Origin of the sequence: Paenibacillus ginsengihumi DSM 21568 (genome assembly GCF_000380965.1) — a bacterium.
Lineage (GTDB): Bacteria > Bacillota > Bacilli > Paenibacillales > NBRC-103111 > Paenibacillus_G > Paenibacillus_G ginsengihumi.
In genome coordinates, this window is sequence record NZ_KB905571.1 from 42,878 (window position 1) to 67,079 (window position 24,202).

Consider the following 24,202-nt stretch of genomic DNA (forward strand, 5'->3'; position numbering starts at 1 on the left):
TTTATCATCGAGGACGTGTGATTATGGAGCCAAAATATTCCGTCCCCGCGCTGGACCGGGCTCACGCCGTGCTCACGCTGCTGATCGAGGAGCCCTACAAGTGGAAATTGTCCGATCTGTCCAAGCGCCTCGGTATCAGCAAGAGCACGCTGTACTCCCTGCTTCAGACGATGGAACGGCTGCAATGGGTTAATCGCGACCGCAATGAAACGTACGCGCTGGGCAGCGCCGTAGGAGACTTCGGGAGCGCTTATTTTCGCCAATATGATCTCATTGAAGAATTCCGACGCGCCGCGGAGCCGGTTATGCGCAAGCTTCAGGAATCCGTGCAGCTCGCTCGTCTTGACGGCAGCGATGTGTTGTATCTGGCGAAAGTGGAAGCCCCGTCGCCGGTGCAGATGGTATCCGGACCGGGCGTTCGTTTTCCGGCCCATGCAACCGGTCTCGGCAAATCGCTCATGACGGATATGGACGCAGAACAAGTGGAGCGCATCTTTCCTCAGGATGCGCTGCGCAAAGTGACCGTTCATACGATTGGCTCGCGGGAGGCGTTCATGCAGGAATTGGACAAGGTGCGCCGCTACGGATACGCCCTGGATGTGCAGGAAGGCGTTATGGGGTTTTGCTGCGTCGCCGCACCGGTTCGCCGTCGGGGAGCCATCGTCGCTGCGGTCAGCTGCTCGATGCCGATTCATCATTGGGAAGGCAAGAAGAGCGAGGCTATAGAGGAAATTTGCGCATTGGCCAAACGGTTATCGACGAACTTTTAAGGATGCATAGGATGAACGGAGTCCCGCTTCACTTCGGTGGAGCGGGATTTTTTGCGTTTTGTTCGGCTTGCTCGGAAACAGCATTGACACAAACGCAAAAGTGTGGGAAGATGTGATCAGACAATATACAGAATATCGTTCATAATAATGAACGGCGAAATTGAATTTACGCGAGGTGAGGCAATGCAGCCAAGACTCAAGCTGACCACCGATAATATGGAGCAGGATCTGATCGAAATGCTGGGCGATGTGGGCGCCGTGCTCATTGTCGAAGTTGACGGTATCGAGGAAGGCTGACAGGATTAGCGAATCGATCCATTCATTTCCGGTTTTTAACCATATGAGGAGGAGTTATCGATGGAACATTATATTCAAGTAGGCAAGCTGCAGGTTGCATCCGAGCTTTACCGGTTTATCGGCGAGGAAGCGCTGCCGGGAAGCGGGGTCGATGAAGGGCGGTTTTGGTCTGGGTTGGAACGGCTGATCGCCGATTTGGCACCTAAAAATAAGGCGCTGTTGGCCAAAAGGGATGAGCTGCAAAGGCGGATCAACGAGTGGCACCGGAGAAACAGGGAGAACGCTGATTTTCACGCATACAAGTCGTTTTTATCGGAAATAGGGTATTTGGAGCCGGAGGCGGGAGACGTCCAGATTACGACGCAAAACGTCGATGACGAAATCGCGCATCAAGCCGGGCCGCAGCTGGTCGTTCCGGTCAATAATGCCCGCTACGCCCTGAATGCCGCCAATGCCCGCTGGGGAAGCTTGTATGACGCCTTGTACGGCACCGATGCGACGGATGACGGGGACGGCGCTCAGCGAACGGAGGGCTACAACCCGGTCCGGGGCGGGAAGGTGATCGCGTATGCGAAACGCTTTCTGGATCAAACGGTGCCGCTCACGGAAGGATCGCATGCGGATGCCGTGCATTATGCGGTGGAAGACGGGCAGCTGTCCGTTGCGCTAAGCAGCGGGATCCAGGCGGGATTGAAGGAGGCCGCCAAGTTTGCGGGTTATCAGGGACCGCCGGAAGCGCCAACCTCTATCCTGTTTAAAAACAACGGGCTGCATTTCGACATCCAGATCGACCGCGATCATCCGATCGGCCGCACGGATCAGGCCGGCATTAAAGATATTGTCATGGAAGCGGCGCTGACAACGATCATGGATTGCGAGGATTCGGTAGCGGCCGTAGATGCCGAGGATAAAGTGCTGGTCTATCGCAACTGGTTAGGACTGATGAAAGGAACGTTATCCGCCACGTTCACGAAAGGCAATCAGACGATCACGCGGAAGCTCCGGCCTGACCGTGCGTTTACGTCGCCTGCCGGCGAGCCGTTCAGCTTGCGGGGGCGCTCGCTGCTCTTTGTTCGCAATGTCGGGCATTTGATGACGATCGATGCGGTGCTGGATCAGAACGGTCAGGAAATTCCGGAAGGGATATTGGATGCGGCGGTGACCAGCCTGATCGCCAAGCACGATCTGTTGAACAACGGCCAATACCGCAATTCTTCCAAAGGCTCGATCTATATCGTAAAGCCGAAAATGCACGGATCGCAGGAAGTCGCTTTTGCCGGCGAGCTGTTTGATCGGGTGGAAGACATGCTTGGCCTGGAGCGTTATACGATCAAGATCGGGGTCATGGACGAGGAGCGCCGCACTTCTCTGAATTTGAAGGCATGCATCCGCGAAGTGAAGGATCGCATCGTATTTATCAATACCGGCTTCCTCGATCGGACAGGGGACGAGATTCATACCTCGATGGAAGCGGGGCCGATGATTCGCAAGAACAGCATGAAGTCGGCAAAGTGGCTGCAGGGCTACGAGCAATCCAACGTCAGCATCGGGCTCGCCTGCGGTCTGCAGGGCCGGGCCCAGATCGGCAAAGGAATGTGGGCGATGCCCGATCTCATGAAGGACATGCTGAGGCAGAAGATCGCGCAGCTGGAAGCCGGCTGCAACACGGCATGGGTGCCTTCGCCAACGGCGGCTACGCTGCACGCGCTTCATTATCATCAAATCGACGTCAAGGAGGTACAGAACCGGTTAAAGCAAAGCAGCCGGGATTACCGGGACGATATATTGGACATTCCGGTGGATGAGAGCCGCAATTGGAGCCCGGAAGAGATCGCGCAGGAGCTGGACAATAACGCCCAGGGCATCCTCGGCTATGTCGTCCGCTGGGTAGAGCAGGGAATCGGCTGCTCGAAAGTGCCGGATATCAATCATGTGGGATTGATGGAGGACCGGGCTACCCTGCGCATCTCGAGCCAACATATAGCAAACTGGCTGCATCACGGAGTTTGCACCAGAGAGCAGGTCATGGAAACGATGAAGCGCATGGCCAAAGTGGTCGATGAGCAGAACGCCGGCGACCCGGCTTACCGGCCCATGGCCGAAGATTACGATCGTTCGGTGGCGTTTCAGGCGGCCTGCGAGCTGGTGTTCGAAGGTTACCGTCAGCCGAACGGTTACACGGAACCAATCCTGCACCGCAGACGCAAGCAATATAAGGCTTTGGCGAAGGCGTAAACCAAACGATAGATAAGCACGCTTCGGCATTTCGCCGGAGCGTGTTTGCCCCAAAAAGCACAAGGTCGCCGGCAGAGGGCTTGTGCTTTTGCTTTGGATAATGCGCGGCGAGTCGTTTCTCCGCAAAGGGTCGTCAAAGCGCCTGGCAAAAAGTTGGCTGAATACTTGTTCAAGACCAGCGATGTGTTAGCGAAATATGCCTGCAGAATCGGTGCGGATGGCGATGGAAGTCATCGGGGCGCTGCCGATGTTGCTCGCGTACCCGTTCTTCCAGAAATATTTCGTCAAAGGCATTCTGATCGGCGCGGTTAAAGGATGACGGGAGGTCGCAAGATGTGGAGGGGCGTTCTCATTCAATATGGAAATACGCGCCATCTTTGATACAATGAGTGTGGAACGATTCGACTCATCGAGAAAGCGGCCGCAATCGATAGGGGCCGTCTAGGGGGGCGCTCATGATGAAGGAAAACCGCAGGAGACAGCTTTATCAATTGCTGGGGGATTTGCCGCAGGCAACGGATATTTCTGCGGAGTGTATCCGAAACGAGGACAAGGGAGCGTACACGCTGGAGACGCTCGTGCTCCACTTGAACGGCATCGAGCCGGTGCCGGCTTATTTTGCCAGACCAACCTTCGCGGAACCGCCATTCCCGGTCGTGCTGTTTCACCATTCGCATGGCGGCAAATACGATCTTGGCAAAAACGAGCTGATCCACGGCAACGACTATTTGCAAAAGCCCGCTTACGCGGAAGCGCTGACGGCGAATGGTTACGCCGTTTTATGCATCGACGCCTGGGGATTCGGCGAACGGAAGAAAGCCAAGGAGAACGATCTGATCAAGGAAATGCTGTGGAACGGCCAGGTGCTGTGGGGAATGAGGGTGTACGATGCTTTGCGGGCCATCGATTATGTGTGCTCCCGTCCCGATGTGGCTCCCGACCGCATCGCCAGCCTCGGCATGTCGATGGGCAGCACGATGGCCTGGTGGACGGCAGCTCTGGACGAACGGATCCGCGTCTGCGTCGACATATGTGGCTTGACGGACTTTCACACGTTGGTCGAGGAACGCGGTCTGGATCGGCACGGCTTCTATTATTACGTCCCCGGGCTCTTGAAGCACTTCACCACCGCGCAGATCAACGCCCTGATCGCTCCCAGACCCCACCTCAGCCTGGCCGGCCTGGACGATCCGCTGACGCCGGTGAGAGGCCTGGACCGCGTCGATGAGGAGCTGCGAGCGATCTACCAGGAGCTCGGCGCCCCGCAGGCCTGGAAACTGCTGCGTTACCCGGTCGGACACCGGGAGACGGCCGACATGCGCAGCGATGTGCTCGCTTTTTTGGCGGAATGGCTCTCTTGAAAATTCGACGGATCTGTCGGAGAATTTTCGGGCACCGAAGGTGACGCCGATGGCGAAGTGTTGTTGGTCATAGGCGTCTATCTTGAAAATTTGGCGGTATACGCCGACAAAATTTCAATACCGCAGGTGACGACCGATGACGACAGGAATCGCTCGTCATAGGCGTCTCTCTTGAAAATCCGATCATCCAAAGCCGAATCTCCTTCCCGGGATTCGGCTTTGCTGTGTGCGCCCGGCATGGATGATAACCAGGTGATGCAAGCCCGCTACTTTGGCAGCAGGAACGTCGCAACAGCGCGGAGCGCAATCGTTTGACGTAGTGGTCAAAATACCAAAAAAACTACCAAAATACCATAGCGGTTTGCAGGAAAGTGCTAAAATAAGCTAAGCAAGCTCATTTCGAGAATAAGTGAAAAGAATATACGGGGAGGAGTTACTTAGTGAGAAAAACGATAAATCTGAACAGCGAATGGAAGTTTACAAAGCAGAACGAAGCCGAGGCGATCCATCCAGCTTATGATGACGGCAGCTGGGAGCCGATCCATTTGCCCCACACCTGGAATGCCATCGACGGAGCCAACGGGAATGAATATTATGCGGGCGCTTGCTGGTACAGAAAACACTTTGTGGTGGACAGCTTGTCGGCAAGAAACAAAGTCTATCTCGAATTGAATGGTTCGAACAGCATTACGGATGTATATGTCAACGGCCGGCATATGGGACAGCATAAAGGCGGCTATTCCACCTTCAGGTTTGACATCACCGGAGCTGTCGAATTTGGCCGGACGAATGTGCTGGCCGTCAAGGTTGATAATACCGTCGTTGATGACGTTTATCCTCAAAAAGCGGACTTTACCTTCTTCGGCGGCATTTATCGCGATGTCAACCTGGTTGTCGTAAACCCTGTGCACTTTGACCTGATGGATTATGGTTCGAAAGGAATTTACATTGTGCAGGATGAGGTGACGAATGAAAGGGCTTCCTTGACGATCAAAACGAGAATAGCAAATACGAGCGAAGAGGATAAGAAGGTAAGAATCTGGGCCGAAGTGCTGGATGCAGCGGAGCGTATAGCGGCCTACCGTGCCAAAGAAGCGGTCGTGCCTGCGGGCGAAACGATTGAGGCGGAATTGCCCGCCGTCATTGAACGTCCGATTTTGTGGAATGGACGAAATAACCCTTACTTGTATAAAGCCAAAATTTCGCTGCAAAGCTTCAATGATACGATTGACGAGCTGACCATCCCGTTTGGAGTGAGATATTTTAGCGTCGATCCCGAAAAAGGCTTCTTCCTGAATGGCGAGCGCGTGATGTTAAAGGGCGTTGCAAGGCATCAGGACTACAAGGACTTGGGCTGGGCCATTACGGCAAAAGAACAGCGCATCGACATGGAGCTCATCAAAGAAGTTGGAGCCAACTCGATCCGGCTTGCTCATTATCAGCATGATCAATTTTTTTATGACTTGTGCGACCAGGAAGGCATGGTTGTTTGGGCCGAAATCCCTTTTATATCCAAAATGTCGGATTTCGAGCTGGAAGGTCTGAATGCCAAGCAGCAGCTGCTGGAATTAATCAAGCAAAATTATAATCACCCTTCCATTATGTTCTGGGGCGTTCAGAATGAAATCCAAATCGGAGGTGAAAGACCCGAAGCGAGAAGGCTGGTGAAAGAGCTTAATGATTTGGCCAAAAAAGAAGACCCGACCCGCTTGACGACGATGGCGCATACCTCGTTCGTGGAAATAACGGATGATTATAACTTTATATCCGATATCGTAGGGTACAACAAATATTACGGATGGTACGGAAGCACGCCGGAATATTTTTCCGAATGGATCGATGAGTTTCACCGGACGAATCCGGGCGTCAGCTTATGCATATCCGAATATGGCGCCGAAGGACTCGTGCAGTATCACAGCAGCACTCCGCAAGTAAGGGATTACTCGGAAGAGTACCATGCTCTTTTTCATGAGAAGGTGTGGAAAATTTTCGAGCAGAAGCCGTTCCTTATGGGCACCTATGTCTGGAATATGTTTGATTTTGCCGCAAACGTTCGCGATGAGGGAGGGGTGAAGGGGAGGAACAACAAAGGGCTGGTCACTTACGACCGAAAGATCAAAAAAGACGCGTTTCATATGTACAAGGCGCATTGGAGCGATGAGAAGTTTGTGCATATCGCCAGCAAACGTTTTGTTGACAGACCGGAGGATACAATCAGCATTAAAGTATATTCCAACTGTCAGGATGTAACCCTTTATGTGAACGGCCAAGCGATAGGCACTGTCATGAGCGATGACAAAATCTTTATTTTTGAAAACGTCCGGTTGCAAAAGGGAACCAATGTTGTGAAAGCCGTAAGCAGTTCGGCGGGCGAGCTGCTGGAGGATACTGCCGTTTCCAATAAAGTCGCCGAACCGAACGCCAGTTACGAATCTCCGGAAGACGGCATAGGGACGGCTGCCGCCAATTGGTTCCAAATGCCTGACTTAAGCGATGTCGAGATCAAAGAAATCCACATCACCGACGATGTTTATTCGACGAGGTGCAGCTTCGGCGAGCTCAAAGAAAATAAAGAAGCCGACGCTGTGTTAAGACAATATTTGGGCGATTATGACAATCATCCGATGTTCGGAATGAAGCAGCGAATGACGATTGATCAAGTATCTAAAATCGCCAAAGATGTATACAACGATAAATTGATGTATCTGTTAAACGAGAAATTAACAAAAATCAAAAAGTCATAAATCCAGTCCAAGAAAGGGGTTTAGCGGGAAAGGCCAGTGCCAGGCAGCTTTGCGGCACTGGCCTTAACTTATTTCTCTTCTAGAAGATGGTATGTCTCCCGATATTTCCTGGGCGTTGCGCCGACCCATTTTTTGAACACTCTGGAGAAATAGCTTTGATCATTAAAATGCAGCAATGAAGCGATCTCCGATAGCGGCGTTTTGCTGTAAGCCAGTAATCGCTTTGCCTCATGAATTTTGGCCTGCTGGATATAGTCGCTAACGGAAATGCCCACCTCTTGTTTGAACAATACCGACAAGTATTTCGGGCTCAGCTCAACATGATGGGCAATATCATCGTGGTTAAATTCCTGATAAATATGCTTGTCAATATAAGCCTTGCAGGCGGTAATCGTTTGAGAATAACGCCCGTCTCTGATTTCCTTTACTTTTTTGGCGAAGGTATAAGCAACCGTTCTTCCCAGCCTCTTGACATCGTCTAATCGATTCAGCTCCTCTAATTGCAGGATGTAGCGGTCATGCATGGAATAGGCCAGCTCCTCCTGCAGTCCTCCTTCAATCGCTGCCCGCGATACTAGAGTCGTTAAAGCGATGATATGGTTTTTCAGCGAACGAATATAGCTGGATTTGGATAAAATGCTTGCCGCCTCTTCCTCCTTTTTAATGGACGACAGCTTCTTCAATTCTTCCGGCCTTCCTCCTCTTACCAAATCCAATAGCTTCTGTTCGAACAGGCGATAATCTCCTTGCAGCGTTGCGACTTGCGAATGGTCGGAAATCGCTGCATTTACGTCGCTTAGAAATTGATTTTCCATTGCGGGTCCGGAAGACTGAATCGTGATCGTTTCGGGGGAAACGAGCTCGCCGTTGATGAAATCATGGAGGAGCGAGCTTATCTCGGCCAATCTTTTCGTAGGAATGGTCGAGGAAATTGCCGCTTTTCAAGGCGAAGCGATCGGCATCCCGCATAATGTTACGGCAGAGGAAGAGTGGGTCTCCGTCATAGCGAAAGCGGTGGAAATGTTTGGCACCGTAAACGTACTTGTAAACAGCGCGGGAATCAGGGGCAAAGCGGATACGACGGCGGAATGGGAGCGCGTATTGCGAATCAATTTAACGGGAAGCTATATGGGGATGAAGCACGCGGTTCCCGTCATGAAAAGCGCCGGCGGAGGTTCGATTGTGAATATCGCTTCCCTCGCAAGCCTTGTCGGCGGCGGATTGAACGGTTATACCGCATCCAAGGGCGGCATCCGGGCCATCTCCAGAGCGGCTGCCGTCGATTACGCCAAGGACAACATCCGGGTGAATTCGATTTATCCCGGTTTGATCATGACGCCGATGACCGAAGGGATTCTTCATCATGAACCGCTGAGAAAGCAGTTCGCGGAGAGAACGCCGCTTTCCCGTTTTGGAACCGCGGATGATATCGCTTACGGCGTTTTGTATTTGGCATCGGAGGAAGCATCGTTCGTCACGGGGAGCGAACTGGTTATCGACGGAGGCACGACCGCTTTATGACAGCTTCCACAGCAACCAACAGCAGTTCGGTCAAGAAGCTCCCTATACTTACGATAACGATTTTGGGCGCTTTCTTTACGATATTTAACCAGACTACAATGACTGTAGCCCTGCCCACATTGATGGATGCTTTCGGTGTACTGCCGGCAACGGGCCAATGGCTTACCACCGGTTATATGCTTGTGAACGGCATTTTCATCCCAATAACCGGATATTTGATGAGACGCTTTACGACGCGGGAGCTATTCCTGGGGTCCATGTCCGTCTTTCTCATTGGAACGATCGTCGCAGCGGCCGCTCCAAGCTTTGCTGTCCTGCTTGCCGGGAGACTGATTCAAGCTGCCTCCACAGGAATTACGATGCCATTGCTGATGAATGTGGTGTTATCGTTGTTCCCTCCGGAGAAGCGGGGCACCGCGATGGGGACAGTCGGATTGGCAGTTATTTTCGCTCCCGCAATCGGACCTGCTCTCGTGGGTTATGTCCTTGACATTTTCCCGTGGCAAGCGCTGTTTTACGGAATGATTCCTATTATCGCCGTCATCATCGTAATTAAACGGGGACCTGCCGCCGATTATACGGAAGAGAAAGACAAGCGAGCTGCAAGTGCTTGAACGCCCATTTGAAAGCGCTTAATGACGAAAGGGGTTACAAACAGGGGAGCGAGCAAGCTGGATTTTATCGACCATCGTCATGTTTTTTACGACTCACCTGGTTCCAAGCAGCATGAAACTGATTTACTTTATTGTTGTTTATGCCTTTTATGTCCTGGGTTATACGTTTGCATCCATTTCGAAATGGTCCGGTCTCGCCATCATTACCAACGATCCGAAGCAGCGCCCCGTTTTGGGGGGGATCGAAGCCGCTTATACGACGGTTTTTCTATCTCTTTTCTCCATGTACAATTCGCTGTATTTGGTACCTAAGTACGGCGGTTTCAACAATCCGGACTTTTTTCATGAGCTTGTTCTCACTGTCGTGGGGGCGGCAGGCATATTGTATGCCCTGTGCGTTGCGGCGATTTGGTCCAAGGACCGGATGGAGACCATAACGGCTGCCACGGGAAGTGCGCAAAAGGTTCGTTTAAAAGACATGTGGCAAGTTCTGAAAGGCAACCGTGCCTTGCAAATATTCGTTTTGTCGGTAACGTCGGATAAGCTGGCGATGCAGACGCACTCAAATCAGGTTGTTATCGTCATGCTGTATGGCATTATTATCGGCAACTTTGCCATGTCCGGCCAAATGGCGATGCCTGCAATCATCGTCAACCTTCTCATGATCTTCTTCGGAATCAAATGGGCAAGAAAAGTCGGAACGAAGAGGGGCTATGTCGCAGCAACATGGGGATGCATCATCACCTACGTATTGCTCTTCTTGCTTCTGTGGTTAGGAGACCCGTCGCAAATCGGGTTTGACAAGCTTGGCTTTATGACGATTGCTTTCGTTTTACTGATGTTGTTGAGTGGATCGTTTATTTTTCTGTCGACAGGCCTCGTTTCTCCATTGATCCCCGATATTGTCGATTACGAAACGTATAGAACAGGGCGTTTTGTGCCGGGGATCATATCGACGACATATTCGTTTGTCGATAAAATGGTTACTTCGCTGGCACAAACCATTGTCGGTTTGACTTTGGCTGCCATCGGATTCAAGGCGGCATTTCCCGACGTGAATACGCCTTACTCCGAGGCCATTTTTTGGGTGACAATGTTTCTGTATATAGGCACCGTCCTGATCGCATGGACGATCACGATCGTTGCCATGAAGTTTTATCCGCTGACTAAAGAAAAAATGATAGAAATTCAAGCTGAATTGACGGCCAGACGAGAAAAAAATGCCGAGCTTCATGCAGATCCGGTCATCAATACGGCAGATCCCAAACCAGCACCGCTCAAATAACGCAGCTTGCAGGCGGCAGACTTCCCAAGAGGCAGCCAGGCGAATCAAGCCTGACGGTTTTTATGGGAAGTCTTTTTTTGCGCTGCGCGGATGGCGAAGCGGCTATGAAGGCGAAGCTTTGCATACCGCATCGCGATATTGCCGCGGGGTGACGCCGATCTTTTGCTTAAACAGCCGGTGAAAAAATTTCAAGTCGGCATATCCGACCGCTGCGGCGATCTCCCCCACGCTACTGCGGCTTTCGGCCAGCAGCCGGCAGGCGGCGTCCATGCGGATGCTCTGCACGTAGCCGGTGAAGCTCATGCCGGTCTGGCGCCGGAACAGACGGCTGAATTGCCGCTCGCTGAGGTTCGCTTTGGCGGCAAGCTCGCCAAGCTTGAGCCCGGCGGCATAATGGCGGTCGATGTAGGCGATCGCTTCGTCGACGGTCAGCCACTGCGGCCGGCCCCCGCCGGGGGTGCCGATCTTTAGCCGGTGCCGGTACAAGCCGGTCAATATCCGCACGACGAGAGAAGCCAGCACGGCCAAATAGCCCGGCGGCTTGGCCGAAAATTCCCGATGCATCTCGCGGAACATGGCGTGGTAATCGCCATATGCGTCTTTCATCGAGAACCATGGCAGCCGCTCGTCGGCAAACCATTCGCAAATGTCCGAAGCGTGCGGAAAGCCGCCGCGCAGCTCCGTTAAATACGATAGCGGGAACAAGCAGTTATATACGATAAGCGGGCGGTCTTTCTTCGGCGTCCTGGGCCGAAACACATGGCTGCGTCCGACCGGAATGAAGAACAGCGTTCCGTGCTCGACAGGGACGGTATCGCCTGCGATATAGTGGACGCCCGCTCCTTCGCTGACGTACGTGATCTCGACAAATTCGTGGGAATGCTCGATCAGGTCGAACGACTCGTAAGCTCGGTTTACAAAGATGGGCACACCGGGCTCGAAGAAGCTTTCGCCCGACATGACAAAAGTGCTCCGTTTGACGCTCATGCTTGCCGCTCCTTCCGCCTATGGCACGGTCACGCTCTCATCGTACGAAATCGGCAGCGAAATGTCCAGATCAGCCTATAAAAATGTCGGAAATATCCCCTGCCAGAGCTTGCTTCCCCCCGTACAATGAGACGTAACGGTGCCGCTTGCAAGAAGGCATACGATGCATATTCGGGAAGGAGACATGCGAAGATGGCAATGCTGCAGGTTGCGCATCTCAAATGCGAATACCGGAACAATCCGGTCGGTCTTGGAGTCCGGACGCCCCGCTTCAGCTGGCAGCTGCGGTCCGATGCCGTGCATGTGATCCAGCGCGCTTACCGCATTCAAGTATCCGGCAGTTTGACGGCGTTCGATGAGAACAAGCTCGTATGGGATACCAGCGTGGTGGAATCGGACCGCTCGGCATTGGTCGAATATGGCGGGCAGCCGCTGCAATCCCGCGGCCGCTACTTCTACCGCGTGAAGGTCTGGGATCAGGCAGGTCGGGAATCGGACTGGAGCGAACCGGCTTGCTGGGAGATGGGGCTGCTGAGCCCTGCCGATTGGTCGGCGGCCTGGATCACGCCGGATGCCGCGGCGATCGATCCGCAGGCGGAGGAAGTGTTCCTGCTGCGAAAAAGCTTCGCCGTTCGCAGCGGCGTCCGTCGGGCGACCATCTACGCGACAGCGCTTGGCCTGTACGAGCTGGAGCTGAACGGCCGGCGTGTCGGCGATTGGCAGTTTACCCCTGGCTGGACGAGCTACCGCAGCCGGCTGCAGGCGCAGGCCTACGATGTGACGGAGCTGATTCATGCCGGCGAGAGCAATGCGATCGGCGCCTCGCTGGCGAACGGATGGTACAAGGGCTTCCTGGCCTGGAACAATAAGCGCAACATCTTCGGCGATACGCGCGCGCTGCTGCTGCAGCTGCACATCGATTACGACGACGGAACGGCGGAGGTCGTAGCGAGCGACAAGTCGTGGCGCGCATCGACAGGACCGATTCTGATGTCCGAGCTGTATCACGGTGAAATTTACGATGCCCGCCTGGAGAAGACCGGTTGGTCCGCCGCTTCGTACGATGACCGGAGCTGGGCCGGTGTCAGCGAACTGACCCATTCGAAGGACATCCTGGTGATGCAGGAGAATGAACCTGCGCGCATCACGGAGCGGATCAGGCCGATCGCGCTGCTGCGGACGCCGGCCGGCGAGACGGTGATCGATATGGGGCAAAATATGGTCGGCCGCCTTCATCTCCGCCTCGATTTGCCGGCAGGCACCGCCATCGCGCTGCAGCATGCGGAGGTGCTGGATCGGGAAGGCAATTTCTATACCGGCAACCTGCGCAGCGCCAGGCAGACCGTCCGGTACGTGTGCAAGGGCGGCGGCGAAGCGTATGAGCCCCATTTCTCGTTCCAGGGCTTCCGCTATGTCAAGGTGGAGGGCTGGCCGGAGGATGTGCCGCTGGATCTGGAGCGGATCACCGGACATGTCATTCATACGGATATGGCGCCGTCCGGAACGTTCGAATGCTCCCATCCGCTACTAAACCGGCTGCAGCAAAATATCGTCTGGGGACAGCGCGGCAATTTCCTCGATGTTCCGACCGACTGCCCGCAGCGGGATGAACGGCTCGGCTGGACCGGCGATGCGCAGGTGTTCATTCGCACGGCGGCGTTCAACTATGGAGTGGCGCCGTTCTTCGCCAAGTGGCTGCGCGATTTGAAGGCCGACCAGCGCAGCGACGGGGGAGTGCCGTTCGTCATTCCGGACGTACTGGACGAAAAATCGCACTCTTCCGCGGCTTGGGGCGACGCGGCTGTCATATGCCCCTGGACGCTGTACTTGTGCTACGGAGATCAGCGCGTGCTCGAGGAGCAGTATGACAGCATGAAGGCATGGGTCGAGTATATGCGCGCACAAGGGGACGATGAGCATCTGTGGAATACCGGCTTCCATTTCGGCGATTGGCTCGGCCTCGACGCCAAGGAAGGCAGCTACGTCGGAGCGACGCCGAAGGACTTGATCGCCACCTGCTTCTATGCCTACTCTACCGGCTTGTTCGCGCAAGCGGCGGAGGTGCTCGGCCGCAAGGAGGACGCCGAGCAATACCGCAAGCTGTATGAGCGCATCGTGGCGGCATTCAAGCGGGAGTTTGTGACCGCCAGCGGCCGGCTTGCCGCCCATACCCAGACGGCGCACGTGCTGCCGCTCATGTTCGGGCTCGTGGACGGCCCGGTGCGCGAGCGGCTGGCGCGGACGCTGGCCGATTACGTAACGGAGCAGAAGTGCCATCTGACGACCGGCTTCGTCGGCACCCCTTACCTATGCCACGCGCTGTCCGAGAACGGCTACCACGAGCTTGCCGTAAAGCTGGTGCAGCAGGAGGATTATCCGTCCTGGCTGTATTCGATTCACCAGGGGGCGACGACCATATGGGAGCATTGGGACGGAATCAAGCCGGACGGAACGTTCTGGAGCGACGACATGAACTCGTACAACCATTACGCTTACGGCTCGGTCGGAGATTGGCTGTACCGGGTGGTGGCAGGACTTGACCTGGACGAGTCGCAGCCGGGATATAAGCGTATCGTATTCCGGCCGCACCCGGATTCCGGGCTGACCTATGCCAAAGCGTCGTATGAGTCGGCATACGGGTTGATCCGCAGCGAATGGAGCATCGATGATGGAGGCGCTGTCGTATATGAATTCGAGCTGCCTCCGAACACGACGGCCGAAGCGCGGCTGCCGGGAGGGACGCAGGCCACCGCTGCGGTCAACGGCGGCTCCGCAGAGCAGGCGGAAGGCGTGCTTGCCGTTCGGGAGCAGGATGGAGCATTGATCCTGGAGCTTGGTTCCGGGACGTATCGGGTCGTCGTTTCGGGGTAGGCATGGCCATTGGGCAATTGGGTAATAGGATAAACGGGGCAAACAGGACTCACAGGACAAACGAAAGGTAAAAACAATAAGGGAGCATTGCCTGGACGGCATCGCTCCTTCTCGTCTCTTTCGGAAAATATGTTCCTTGCGTTACTCTGCTTGTGTGGTTCAATCCGAAGCCGATTTTGCACAATGGTTATATGTAGTGTACCATAAATCATGAAGGGCGCATGTCATCATGGGGAATATCGGAAATTCATGACCCGGCTTCTCCAGCTTGGCCGCGTGCGGGTTGTTGCTTAAGTCATGGCGCAGCGCTTATTTCGGGAGGATGGAAGACATGCAGACCGTATACGATTTTACCGTGAAGCTGCCGAACGGCAAAGAGAAATCGCTGCAGGAATACAAGGGCAAGGTGCTGCTCATTGTCAATACGGCAAGCAAATGCGGCTTTACGCCGCAATTCTCAGGACTGCAGCGTTTATACGAAAAGTATCGGGAGCGAGGGCTGGAAATTCTCGGCTTTCCGTGCGACCAATTCAATCGTCAGGAGTTCGCCAATATCGAGGAAACGACGCAATTTTGTCAAGTAAACTACGGGGTTACTTTTCCGATCTTTGCCAAAATTGACGTGAACGGCGCGCATGCCGATCCGCTCTTTACCTTTTTAAAGGAGCAAAAAGGAGGGATTCTTTTCAATACCATCAAATGGAACTTCACGAAGTTCCTCGTCGACCGCAGCGGCAATGTCGTCAAACGATACGCGCCCACGACCGTTCCCGAAAAAATAGAAGAAGACTTGCAGCAATGGTTGTAAAGATGTGCTCTCATGCAGCAGACTCCCCATAAGGCAGACAGGCGATCATCGACCTGACCGTCTCATGGGGATTTTTTTGGCCAATCACGAGCCTTTAGCCCGGTAAAAGGAAGGCGGCACCCCTTCGACCTTACGGAACGTGCGGCTGAACGAATGAATGTCCCGGTAGCCGCATCGCGCGGCAATCTGCTTGAGCGGATCGCTGCTGAAGCGGATCATGTCCTTGGCCTTTTGGATGCGGTACAGCTGCTGATATTTCATCGGGGTCATGCCGAACGCCTTCTTGAACAGGCTGATCAAGTAATATTTGCTGAGGCTTGCCAGGCGGGCGAGCGTCTCCAGCGTTACGTCCTCGCCGTAATGGTTCTCCAGATATGACCTCACTGTATCCAGCTCCTGCTGGCGGCCGGCAACCTCTGAACGATGCAGCTTCTCCCGATATTCGCGAAGCAAATCGCTCCACAGCTGGATAAATAGGCCTTTGGCCTTCATCTCCGCGTACGGGGCTTCCTCCTGCATCTCCTGCACGATGCGCAGCAGCATCGTCTCGAACGGCAGCGGATTGCTCAGCGGCAAATAATTGGGCAGCGCGAACAGCGGATCGTGGGCGTCCTCGCGAACCCATTCCAGCTCCGCCTCCGACATCTCCTCGATCAGCTTGAAGGAAACGGTCATCGCCGGACTATCCGGCCGGTAGTACGGATCGAAATGAACTTGCGACTGCCTGACGGGCTGGCTTCCGACCGAGCGGATCGTATGCCTTTGACGCGGCTTTAGCAAAAACAGGTCCCCAGGCTTGCCCTCATACGGCACTCCCTCGATGATGATGAGCAGCTCGCCGTCCATAATATACAGCAGCTCGTAATCGAACAGCGCCCGTTCCTTCAGATGCCAGTCCGCCGGCGCCCTTAGATCGGCCGCACTGCGAATATACGGGGACAAGAGGTTCAAGTCCATTCGGCATCACCACCTGCAATGCATTGTGTTTCTGCGGTGCTATGGAAAATTGCCAATTTCGGCTAACAAGAACGAAACTTCGATCAACGAAACCGGCCGCGATCTGCTGTACAATGATGCTGTGTCGACCGGTCCGCCGCGCGGCGGCTTCGGCAAGGGTTCCGGCAGCCGGGTTCCGGGCATGGGCTTATGCGGTGCACGACAATCACCCCCTCAATTGGTCGGAATGGAGGATTACGTTGATGAGAACAAAGCGGCCTCTTGTTGTACCTTTGTTTGTAATTGTTTTCCTTGTGGCGGGCTGCACTTCATCAGGCAAGGATCAAGCGGACGGGCAGATCGCGGATGAAGCGCCGGTGACGATCAAGATCGGCATTCCGAGCGGCTGGATGACGGAGGAAGAAATGCAGCGGTATATTACAGGACCCGTCAGCAAGAAGCATCCGTGGATTACGGTAGAGATGGTGCCTTACGTCGCGGGCAAAAGCCTAAACGAGCTCGTAACGGCGGGCGAGACGCCGGACATCGTGATCGATACGAACATCTACGGGATGACGGGCTGGACGGACCTGGGACTGACGTATTCGCTGACCGATCTGATCGAGAAGCATCAAATGGACCTTAGCCGCTTTGAGCCGGAATCGCTGGACGCGGTGCGGGCGGCAACGCAGCGGGAAGATCTGGTCGGGATTCCGTACTGGAGGCATTTTTCCGCGCTGTATTACAACAAGGACATCTTCGATAAATTCGGCGTCGCTTATCCGAAGGACGGCATGACCTGGGAGGAGACGTATGAGCTCGCCAAGCAGCTTACCCGGCTGGAAGGCGGCATTCAATACCGCGGACTGGAGCCGAATGTGACGGAGCGCATGGCTTCGCAGCTGTCGCTGCCGTATGTCGAGCCGAAAACGTACAAATCGCTGCTCAATACCGAGCAGTGGCAGAAGGTGCTGTCCTTCGCCGCCAAGGTGCATCAGATTCCGGGCAACAGCCAGATCACTTACCACGGCGAGGCGAACGATCTGCTGTTGAAAGGCACGCTGGCGATGCTGGCATCCGTCAATATTATTTTCGAGGGCAACCTGTATCAGAATCCCGATATTTGGGACATCGCCTCCTACCCGACATGGCCGGAAGCGCCGGGGATCGGCATGCGGGTCGACGCTCACCTGATGGGCATCACGGCGACGAGTCCGCACAAGGATGCGGCTTTCCTGACGATCGCGACCGTCACCTCGGACGAGGTGCAGATGGATATGTCGCGGCAGGGGCGCTTCAGCGTCTTGAACAACCAGAGCATCCGCGATGCGTTCGGCGCCGATCTGGCGTTTATGCAGGGCAAAAACATTCAGGCCATCTACAAGACGAAACCGGCCAAAACGTTCGTTCCGACCAAATACGACGGCTTGTCGATGGGCAAGATCAACACAGCATTGAGCGATATTATCGAGAAAGGCAAGGATGTCAATACGGCGCTGAGAGAAGCGGAGGAAAGCGCCAACAAAGAGATCCGCGAGCGGGAAGCCGGGAATCCGTGAAAGACATTGTATCGTTAACTTTTGAGGAACCCATTAACTTCATGACAATCCATTAACTAGACGGATCATCCGATAAAAAAGTTTCGGCTCGTCGCGAATTTCAATTCTTTTCTTGATCGCCGTTCGGGCTCGCAACCGTCAGAGGTGCTGTAACTGCCGGAGGTGTCGTAGGTGTCGTCCCCCAGAGGTGCCGCGACGCCGGAGCCGGTCTTAAATCCCGGCAAGCTGCCGCAGATGCCGATGATACAAGGAGCCGTGCGCAACGATCCGCTTCGCCCGGCTCCGTTGTGCGATCAGTCGGCAGTCCCGATCCACTGCTCGTAGCATTTGTACACGGCGCTCATGTCTTCTTCGCCGTGTCCGCCGTTGCAGGCCATCTGGAACACCTGCTTCACGGCCGCCGCGGCGGGCAGCGGCACGCGAAGCGCATCGGAGAGGCGGGCGGCAAGGCCGAGATCCTTGTTCATCAGGGCGGCCATAAACTGCGGCTCGTAGTCGGCCTGGATGATTTTTGGGCCTTTCATCTCGGCCATGCCGCTGCGGGCGCCGCCTCCGGCCACGACCTCGAGGAACTTGACGGGATCGAGCCCGGCCTTCTGCAGAAGCGCCAAGCTTTCCGACAAGGCGACGAGATGGGTAGCGACCATCATGTTGTTGGCCAGCTTGGCGATCGAGCCGGCGCCATGTCCGCCCATGTATACCGCCTTTTTGCCCATCAGCAGAAGGATCGGCTCCACCTTCTCGAACACGTCCCGCTTGCCGCCGACGATGAAGGTGAGCACGCCTTCTTCAGCCTGCGGCTTGCTGCCTGTCACGGGAGCGTCCAGCTTGTCGACGCCGAGCGCCTCGAGCGCCTGCGCCGTGCGGATGCTGACGTTCGGGTCGATCGTGCTGCAGTCGATGACGAGCCGCAGCAAGCCTGCCGCTTCTTTCGCCGGGCGGCAGCCGGCCATAATCCCGTTGTCGCCGAAGTATACCTGCTCGACGGCCGCGTCGTCGGACAGCATCGTGAACAGCAGCTCCGATTGGGCGGCGGCCTCCGCGGGCGAGGCGACGACGGTGACCGAGTCGTTGCCTTGCCAGTCGGCCGTCCGGGCTGCGCTGCGGTTATAGACGATGAGCCGGTGTCCGGCGCGGAGCAGATGTCCGGCCATCGGCTTGCCCATCGTGCCGAGTCCGATAAATCCGATATTCATAGGCGATATCCCTCCAAATATAGTCGATGATTTCCGGTTCGCAGGGGAGCGGCTTGCCAAATTCCCCGGCGTATACTATTGTAACGGGACAGGGCGTATTTTCCAAATGGTCTGCCAGACGCTCATCGGCGGCAAAAACAGGAAAATATTCACTGTTCCTGCCGAGGCATTCCTGCTATATTGTACATTATCCGACAACAATGAAATGGCGAGGTCAATATGAAGCGATCATCTATTCTGGCGTTATTGTTCCTGGCGCTGCTGCTTGGCGCTCTGGCGATGCTCCCGGCGCAGCAAGTCCAGGCGGGGGACGGGCGCAGCGCCAAGGTGCTGGCTACCTCGCTGAATGTGCGCAGCGAGCCGGACGGCGAATCGACCATTGTCGGTTCGCTCAAGCAAGGCACAGTCGTCACCGTTTCGGACGAGGCTTACGGATGGGTTAAGGTCAGCTCGGGACGCTTGAAAGGCTGGGTAGCCGGCTATTATTTGCAGATCGGCGCGGGCAGCGCGGCGGACAAGCCTAAGTCGTCCGCATCCTCAGGGGCCTCGAAGAGCGTCGCCGGCAAGGCGCTCGGCCAAGCGAGCGTCACCGCGGATTCGCTGTTTATGCGCGAAGGCCCCGGAACGGACCATTCGATCGTCAGCGTGCTGAGTCTCGGGACTCCGCTCAGCATCCTGGACCGCAAGAACGGTTGGGTGAAGGTTCGAACCGCGGACGATCAGACCGGCTGGGTGTCGGGCAAATACGTCGGGAACCCGCAGGACGTCTCCGCCGTTCCCAAAAGCGGGGGCAAAGGGCTCAAGGGCAAAACGATCGTCATCGACCCCGGCCATGGCGGCAACGATCACGGGGTCATCGGCTCGAAGCACGAGACGAGCGAGAAGACGATCAACTTAAGCACGGCCCGTTATTTGGCCGAACAGCTGAAGCAGGCCGGAGCGCAGGCGATCCTGACCAGAACAAGCGACAAGAAGATCGAGCTGCAGGATCGGGTCAACGTCAGCGTGAAGAACCGGGCCGATGCGTTTGTAAGCATCCATTACAATGCGTCGCCGAAGCAGGTGTCGGGCACCTTGACGTTTTTTTACTCCGAATCGAAGGACTTGCCGCTCGCGCGAAGCATCGCGTCATCCTTGGAGCGCAACCTGAGCCTGAAAAGCAACGGATACTCGTACGGCAACTATCATGTGCTGAGAGAAAATTCGCGGCCTTCGGTTCTGGTGGAGCTCGGATTTTTGACGAATCCGAAGGACGAGGCGCTCGTCCGCGGCGCCGACTACCAGCGGAAAGCGGCGGCGGCGATTGTTGAGGGGCTGAGCGACTATTTTAATGAATAATTTGTTGAAACGCCGTTTTGGCGTTTATTTTTTTCGGCCAAGAGGGATTCGCCGGGCGATGTTCGAATAAAGTGAATATATGGAATCGCGGCTCGCGGGCGGGGAACATCGGACAGGCCGGAGGGCCGGAAGGCGGGCATTTCCCTTTATTTCCCGGGGAAGCGCAGAAGTCGAGCGGTTAGCCGCGCGTTCGACAAATTTTACGGCAAGCGGACGCAGGCCGATTCGGGGCGCAGGCGCGGCCTTGCGCATGAGCTGACAGAACGACGGCCGAACAGGATCGCCCGATATGCCGATATCGCTGGCGCCGCAAGCAACGGAGGGGGAGATGAGGCCTGGTTGAGAAGCTGATCGTCATTTGTCTGATGACAATGATTATTCATGCCGCCGAGACATGCTCCTATGCGATTCGCGCAGCGGGGGTAAGAACCGGCAAATTCGCCGTATCGCTGTCGCTTGCCGGTATGGTGCTGCTCATCTCGCGCACCTCCAATCTGGTGCAAGCGCCCATGATGGGCAAAGTCATCGATTACGCGAAAAGCCATGCCGCCTACGATTTGGAGCAGGCGCTCAGGTATATTTTGGGCGCCGCCTCCATCGGAACGATGGTGGCGATCGTCGTTTTTCCGTCGCTGGTTCTCCTGTTTTCGCGCATGATCGCTCATTTTGAGGTGCAGGGGTCGGTGCCGAAGCTGATCGCCGGCGTCACCGTCAGCCAATTGCGAAATGTGCGGAACCATCTCCGCAGGCCGCGGCTTCAGATGCTGAGATCGCTTCGCTGGATGGGCGTTCCCAAGCGGCTCCTGCTGCTCAACTGCATCGTTACGGCGATCTATACGGTCGGCGTGCTCGCTTCGCTGAATGCCGCTTATATGGCTCCCGAGCTGAGCACGGCAGCGTCCCAATCGTCGGGACTGATCAACGGCATGGCGACGATCATTTTGACGATTTTTATCGACCCCCAGCTCGCACTGCTGACGGACAAGTCGCTCGGCGAGCCCAGGCAGCGCGCCAGACTCGGGAAAGTGTTCGCTCTGCTGATGATTTCGCGGTTTTTCGGGACGCTGCTGGCCCAGCTGATTTTGCTGCCGGCGACGTATTGGATTATTTGGGTCATCCAATTCATTTGATGCTTTGGACTGCTGCAGAGGCGCCTGCGACCAGCGGGCTTTCTTCGTGATTCGGAAACTCCGGATGCCGCTCGGTCAATAATTGTTGGTTGGACGATACAGTTAACCATTCCATGTATTTGTCGCCGGATATTCCGAGCTGTTCGATAATGTCTTCGCAATTCAATGCTTGCATCATGATTCCTCCTTCAATCGTAAAAAAACAAAAGACAAAAGAAAAAGACCATCCTGAAAAGCAAGATGGCCGGTTGCACTACTAGCTCCTTCGCATCCAAGTGCCCAAATACAGATGACGAATTCATCGCTTCCACTATTTATAGTTCTATAATACCATCTTGGGACCAGAGATTCAGTGCCATTTGACACTCTTTTTTCTAAAGAAATCTTTAGAATTGCATAAACATGCACATTTGCGCCGTCTGATTGTTGAGCGAAGCGGGAGGAGGGAGGAACCTGTGAAAAATCCGTTGCTTACGGAAGATCCGAATAAAGACAAGGGGTATGGACGGCGGAGCTTCACCGTCCGCGTGAACGTGTTTTTCTTCGCTACGTTCGCGTTGTTTTCCGTCCTGATTGTCCGGCTCGCCATGCTGCAATTTGTGGAAAGTCCGCAGCTAAAAGAGGAGGAGGCGCAGCATCTGCTCAAGGATACGCCGATTCCGCCGATCCGCGGCAACATTTTCGACCGTACCGGCTACCCGATCGCCTACACGGTATCCACGCAATCGCTGTACTTTCGGGTGGAAAACGGGCAAAAGCAGGACGATGTCATTGCGCTCGCCTATACGCTGGAGGACATCTTTGCAAAATATGGCTCGCCTTACGTTCCCCAGCCGGCCGCGGCGGACATTATGAAAGCGATGGATGTCGGCTACGGTCTTGATAAGAACGAAACGGCGAAGAAGCCTGGCTATTCGTTCGTGCCGAGAAGAATCAAGGCCGGTCTGACGCCCGATGAAATCGCTTTTATTCTCGAAAGAAGAGACGAACTGAAATGGATCGAGATTATGGAGGAGAGCGTCCGGACGTACGACGACAAACATACGATTGCCGTACAGCTGGTCGGCTATATGAGAACGTTCTCGGCGGCCCGGGAGCCGAAGAACGGGCTGGCATTTTACCAAAACCCGGAGAATACGACAGGCTACCTGGATACCGAAGACGTCGGCTTCGACGGCATTGAGCGGGCTTATCAGGAGGCGCTGAGGGGAAAGAACGGCTACAAGACTTATCCGGTCAACGCCCAGCAAAGAATTGTCGGGAATGTTATGGTGCAGCCTCCGGAGAAGGGACATAATTTGTTCCTTACGATCCATAAAGACGTGCAGCTGGCGGCCGAGCAGGCGATTATCGATCATTTGGCCTATATGAAGAGCGCTGAAGCCCGGGCGCTGAAAACGCCAGCCATCGGCAGGAATGCGGTAGCCGGCTACGCCGTGGCGATCGAGACGGAGACAGGCAAAGTCGTGGCGATGGCCAGCATGCCGGATTACGATCCGAATGTGTGGATCGGCGGCATCGGATCGACCGAGGAATATTTGCGCATTCAGCCGTACGTCAATAACGGGACTATCACGACCGCTTATCCGGACTATCCTCCTGAGGAACGGAACCGTCATCCCAATTCGATCGTATTTCTGGGCTCGACGATCAAGCCGCTGTCGGTCTTGATCGGCTTGAAGGAGGGGCTGATCACGCCCTCGACAAGGTATAACGATACGGGTAAATTTACTTACGGAAGAGACGGATCGACGTTATCCAACTCCGGCGGCACTCCTTTCGGATGGATCACGCCGACGCAGGCGCTGCGCCATTCATCGAATACGTTCATGTCCGCGATGATCGGCATTCCGTTTCACGCCAGGTATGGAGACAAGGCGCCGGACAAGTGGGCGGAATATTTGGCGGAATTCGGGCTGGGGGTCTCGACCGGAAGCGGACTGCCGCGGGAATATGCCGGCGGCAACGAGTTCCAGACGAATACGCGGGAGACGTTTCAATCGCGCATGGTATTCGCCTCCTGGGGCCAGAACGGGAAATATACGGCGCTGCAGCTGGCCCAATACGCGGCAACGCTGGCGAACCGCGGAGAACGGCTGCGCCCGCTGCTGGTCGACCGGATCGAAACGTACGACGGAAAGGTTGTGCAGCGGTTCGATCAGAAAGAGGTGCTGAACCGGGCGGAATATGCTGATGCCCATTGGGACGCCGTTATTAGCGGGATGGAGAGCGGTATCCGCGGCTTTGAAGGGTTTCCTTATACGCTCGTGCGGAAAACCGGCACCTCCACCCAATCGGTCGGAGGCCGGGAGGTCGATAACGCGGTGTTCATCGCGTATGCGCCGAAAGAGAAGCCGAAGCTCGCCGTAGCAGTTGTCGTTCCCGAGGGAGGTTTCGGCGCCTGGGGAGCCGCGCCGATCGCGCGCCAAATATTCGACGCGTATGATCAAGCTTACGGACTAGGCAATCCGGCGAAGTAACGCGTCGGTGGTGCTTTATTTTTGGGAGCATGAGCGATCCTGCGCGAATTGCGCGAACACTATCCGGAGG

The 24,202-nt window shown here is 55.2% G+C and carries 18 protein-coding genes, 1 pseudogene and 1 riboswitch; of the genes and pseudogenes, 14 read left to right on the forward strand and 5 right to left on the reverse strand.

Features of this window, described 5'->3' with window-relative positions:
* Positions 1-23 precede the first annotated feature (23 nt).
* From F591_RS0113650 to F591_RS0113675, 5 genes and pseudogenes are all read left to right on the forward strand, one after another.
* Positions 24-770 (forward strand): IclR family transcriptional regulator, encoded by a 747-nt coding sequence (locus tag F591_RS0113650; RefSeq protein ID WP_019535170.1) that lies wholly within the window; start codon positions 24-26, stop codon positions 768-770.
* 357 nt (positions 771-1,127) lie between these two features.
* Positions 1,128-3,302: a malate synthase G gene (locus F591_RS0113660; RefSeq protein ID WP_019535172.1), complete on the forward strand. Its 2,175-nt coding sequence runs from the start codon at positions 1,128-1,130 to the stop codon at positions 3,300-3,302.
* A 196-nt stretch (positions 3,303-3,498) separates the two neighbouring features.
* A pseudogene (locus F591_RS32300) lies at positions 3,499-3,621 on the forward strand (carbohydrate ABC transporter permease); the annotation flags it as partial.
* A 139-nt stretch (positions 3,622-3,760) separates the two neighbouring features.
* Positions 3,761-4,663: a dienelactone hydrolase family protein gene (locus F591_RS0113670; protein ID WP_026326602.1), complete on the forward strand. Its 903-nt coding sequence runs from the start codon at positions 3,761-3,763 to the stop codon at positions 4,661-4,663.
* Between the two features lie 440 nt (positions 4,664-5,103).
* The gene (locus F591_RS0113675) at positions 5,104-7,407 is read left to right on the forward strand and encodes a glycoside hydrolase family 2 protein (RefSeq protein ID WP_019535176.1); all 2,304 of its coding nucleotides are present in this window, start codon (positions 5,104-5,106) and stop codon (positions 7,405-7,407) included.
* Positions 7,408-7,475: 68 nt separating this feature from the next.
* On the opposite strand, the gene F591_RS28095 is transcribed toward F591_RS0113675, so the two are convergent.
* Entirely contained in the window at positions 7,476-8,222 is a 747-nt protein-coding gene (locus F591_RS28095) for a helix-turn-helix domain-containing protein (RefSeq protein WP_083935473.1), read from the reverse strand.
* Positions 8,223-8,277: 55 nt separating this feature from the next.
* Between F591_RS28095 and F591_RS28100 the strand changes: the two genes are divergently transcribed.
* The 3 genes from F591_RS28100 (at position 8,278) to F591_RS28105 (ending at position 10,827) form a co-directional block, all read left to right on the forward strand.
* Complete coding sequence (locus F591_RS28100; RefSeq protein WP_083935476.1) at positions 8,278-8,928, forward strand: SDR family NAD(P)-dependent oxidoreductase; 651 nt, start codon at positions 8,278-8,280, stop codon at positions 8,926-8,928.
* Positions 8,925-9,542: an MFS transporter gene (locus tag F591_RS0113690; RefSeq protein WP_019535179.1), complete on the forward strand. Its 618-nt coding sequence runs from the start codon at positions 8,925-8,927 to the stop codon at positions 9,540-9,542. Before F591_RS28100 ends, F591_RS0113690 begins: the two co-directional genes overlap by 4 nt.
* 79 nt (positions 9,543-9,621) lie before the next feature.
* A complete protein-coding gene (locus F591_RS28105) occupies positions 9,622-10,827 on the forward strand; it encodes an MFS transporter (RefSeq protein WP_019535180.1) in 1,206 nt (401 codons plus the stop codon).
* Positions 10,828-10,929: 102 nt separating this feature from the next.
* On the opposite strand, the gene F591_RS0113700 is transcribed toward F591_RS28105, so the two are convergent.
* On the reverse strand, positions 10,930-11,814 hold the full coding sequence (locus F591_RS0113700) for an AraC family transcriptional regulator (RefSeq protein WP_019535181.1): 885 nt from the start codon (positions 11,812-11,814) through the stop codon (positions 10,930-10,932).
* Positions 11,815-12,006: 192 nt separating this feature from the next.
* Here F591_RS0113700 and F591_RS0113705 point away from each other — a divergent pair, with 192 nt between their 5' ends.
* Positions 12,007-14,685, forward strand: coding sequence for a glycoside hydrolase family 78 protein (locus tag F591_RS0113705; RefSeq protein WP_019535182.1), 2,679 nt, complete (start codon positions 12,007-12,009; stop codon positions 14,683-14,685).
* A gap of 331 nt (positions 14,686-15,016) precedes the next feature.
* Positions 15,017-15,493: a glutathione peroxidase gene (locus F591_RS0113710; RefSeq protein WP_019535183.1), complete on the forward strand. Its 477-nt coding sequence runs from the start codon at positions 15,017-15,019 to the stop codon at positions 15,491-15,493.
* A gap of 84 nt (positions 15,494-15,577) precedes the next feature.
* On the opposite strand, the gene F591_RS0113715 is transcribed toward F591_RS0113710, so the two are convergent.
* Positions 15,578-16,450 (reverse strand): AraC family transcriptional regulator, encoded by an 873-nt coding sequence (locus tag F591_RS0113715; protein ID WP_019535184.1) that lies wholly within the window; start codon positions 16,448-16,450, stop codon positions 15,578-15,580.
* Positions 16,451-16,692: 242 nt separating this feature from the next.
* Here F591_RS0113715 and F591_RS0113720 point away from each other — a divergent pair, with 242 nt between their 5' ends.
* Positions 16,693-17,988: an ABC transporter substrate-binding protein gene (locus F591_RS0113720; RefSeq protein WP_019535185.1), complete on the forward strand. Its 1,296-nt coding sequence runs from the start codon at positions 16,693-16,695 to the stop codon at positions 17,986-17,988.
* 293 nt (positions 17,989-18,281) lie between these two features.
* Here the strand turns inward: F591_RS0113720 and F591_RS0113725 are convergent, their stop codons facing one another.
* Positions 18,282-19,184: an NAD(P)-dependent oxidoreductase gene (locus F591_RS0113725; protein ID WP_019535186.1), complete on the reverse strand. Its 903-nt coding sequence runs from the start codon at positions 19,182-19,184 to the stop codon at positions 18,282-18,284.
* A gap of 219 nt (positions 19,185-19,403) precedes the next feature.
* Here F591_RS0113725 and F591_RS0113730 point away from each other — a divergent pair, with 219 nt between their 5' ends.
* Complete coding sequence (locus tag F591_RS0113730) at positions 19,404-20,522, forward strand: N-acetylmuramoyl-L-alanine amidase family protein (protein ID WP_019535187.1); 1,119 nt, start codon at positions 19,404-19,406, stop codon at positions 20,520-20,522.
* A gap of 365 nt (positions 20,523-20,887) precedes the next feature.
* Complete coding sequence (locus F591_RS0113735; protein ID WP_342665588.1) at positions 20,888-21,652, forward strand: lipid II flippase Amj family protein; 765 nt, start codon at positions 20,888-20,890, stop codon at positions 21,650-21,652.
* Here F591_RS0113735 and F591_RS0113740 read toward each other — a convergent pair.
* Positions 21,645-21,830: a hypothetical protein gene (locus F591_RS0113740; RefSeq protein ID WP_156829560.1), complete on the reverse strand. Its 186-nt coding sequence runs from the start codon at positions 21,828-21,830 to the stop codon at positions 21,645-21,647. The genes F591_RS0113735 and F591_RS0113740 overlap by 8 nt on opposite strands.
* A 55-nt stretch (positions 21,831-21,885) precedes the next feature.
* Positions 21,886-21,970: riboswitch (cyclic di-GMP riboswitch) on the reverse strand.
* Positions 21,971-22,107: 137 nt separating this feature from the next.
* Here F591_RS0113740 and F591_RS0113745 point away from each other — a divergent pair.
* Positions 22,108-24,132 (forward strand): peptidoglycan D,D-transpeptidase FtsI family protein, encoded by a 2,025-nt coding sequence (locus F591_RS0113745; RefSeq protein WP_019535190.1) that lies wholly within the window; start codon positions 22,108-22,110, stop codon positions 24,130-24,132.
* The last annotated feature ends 70 nt before the right edge of the window (positions 24,133-24,202 follow it).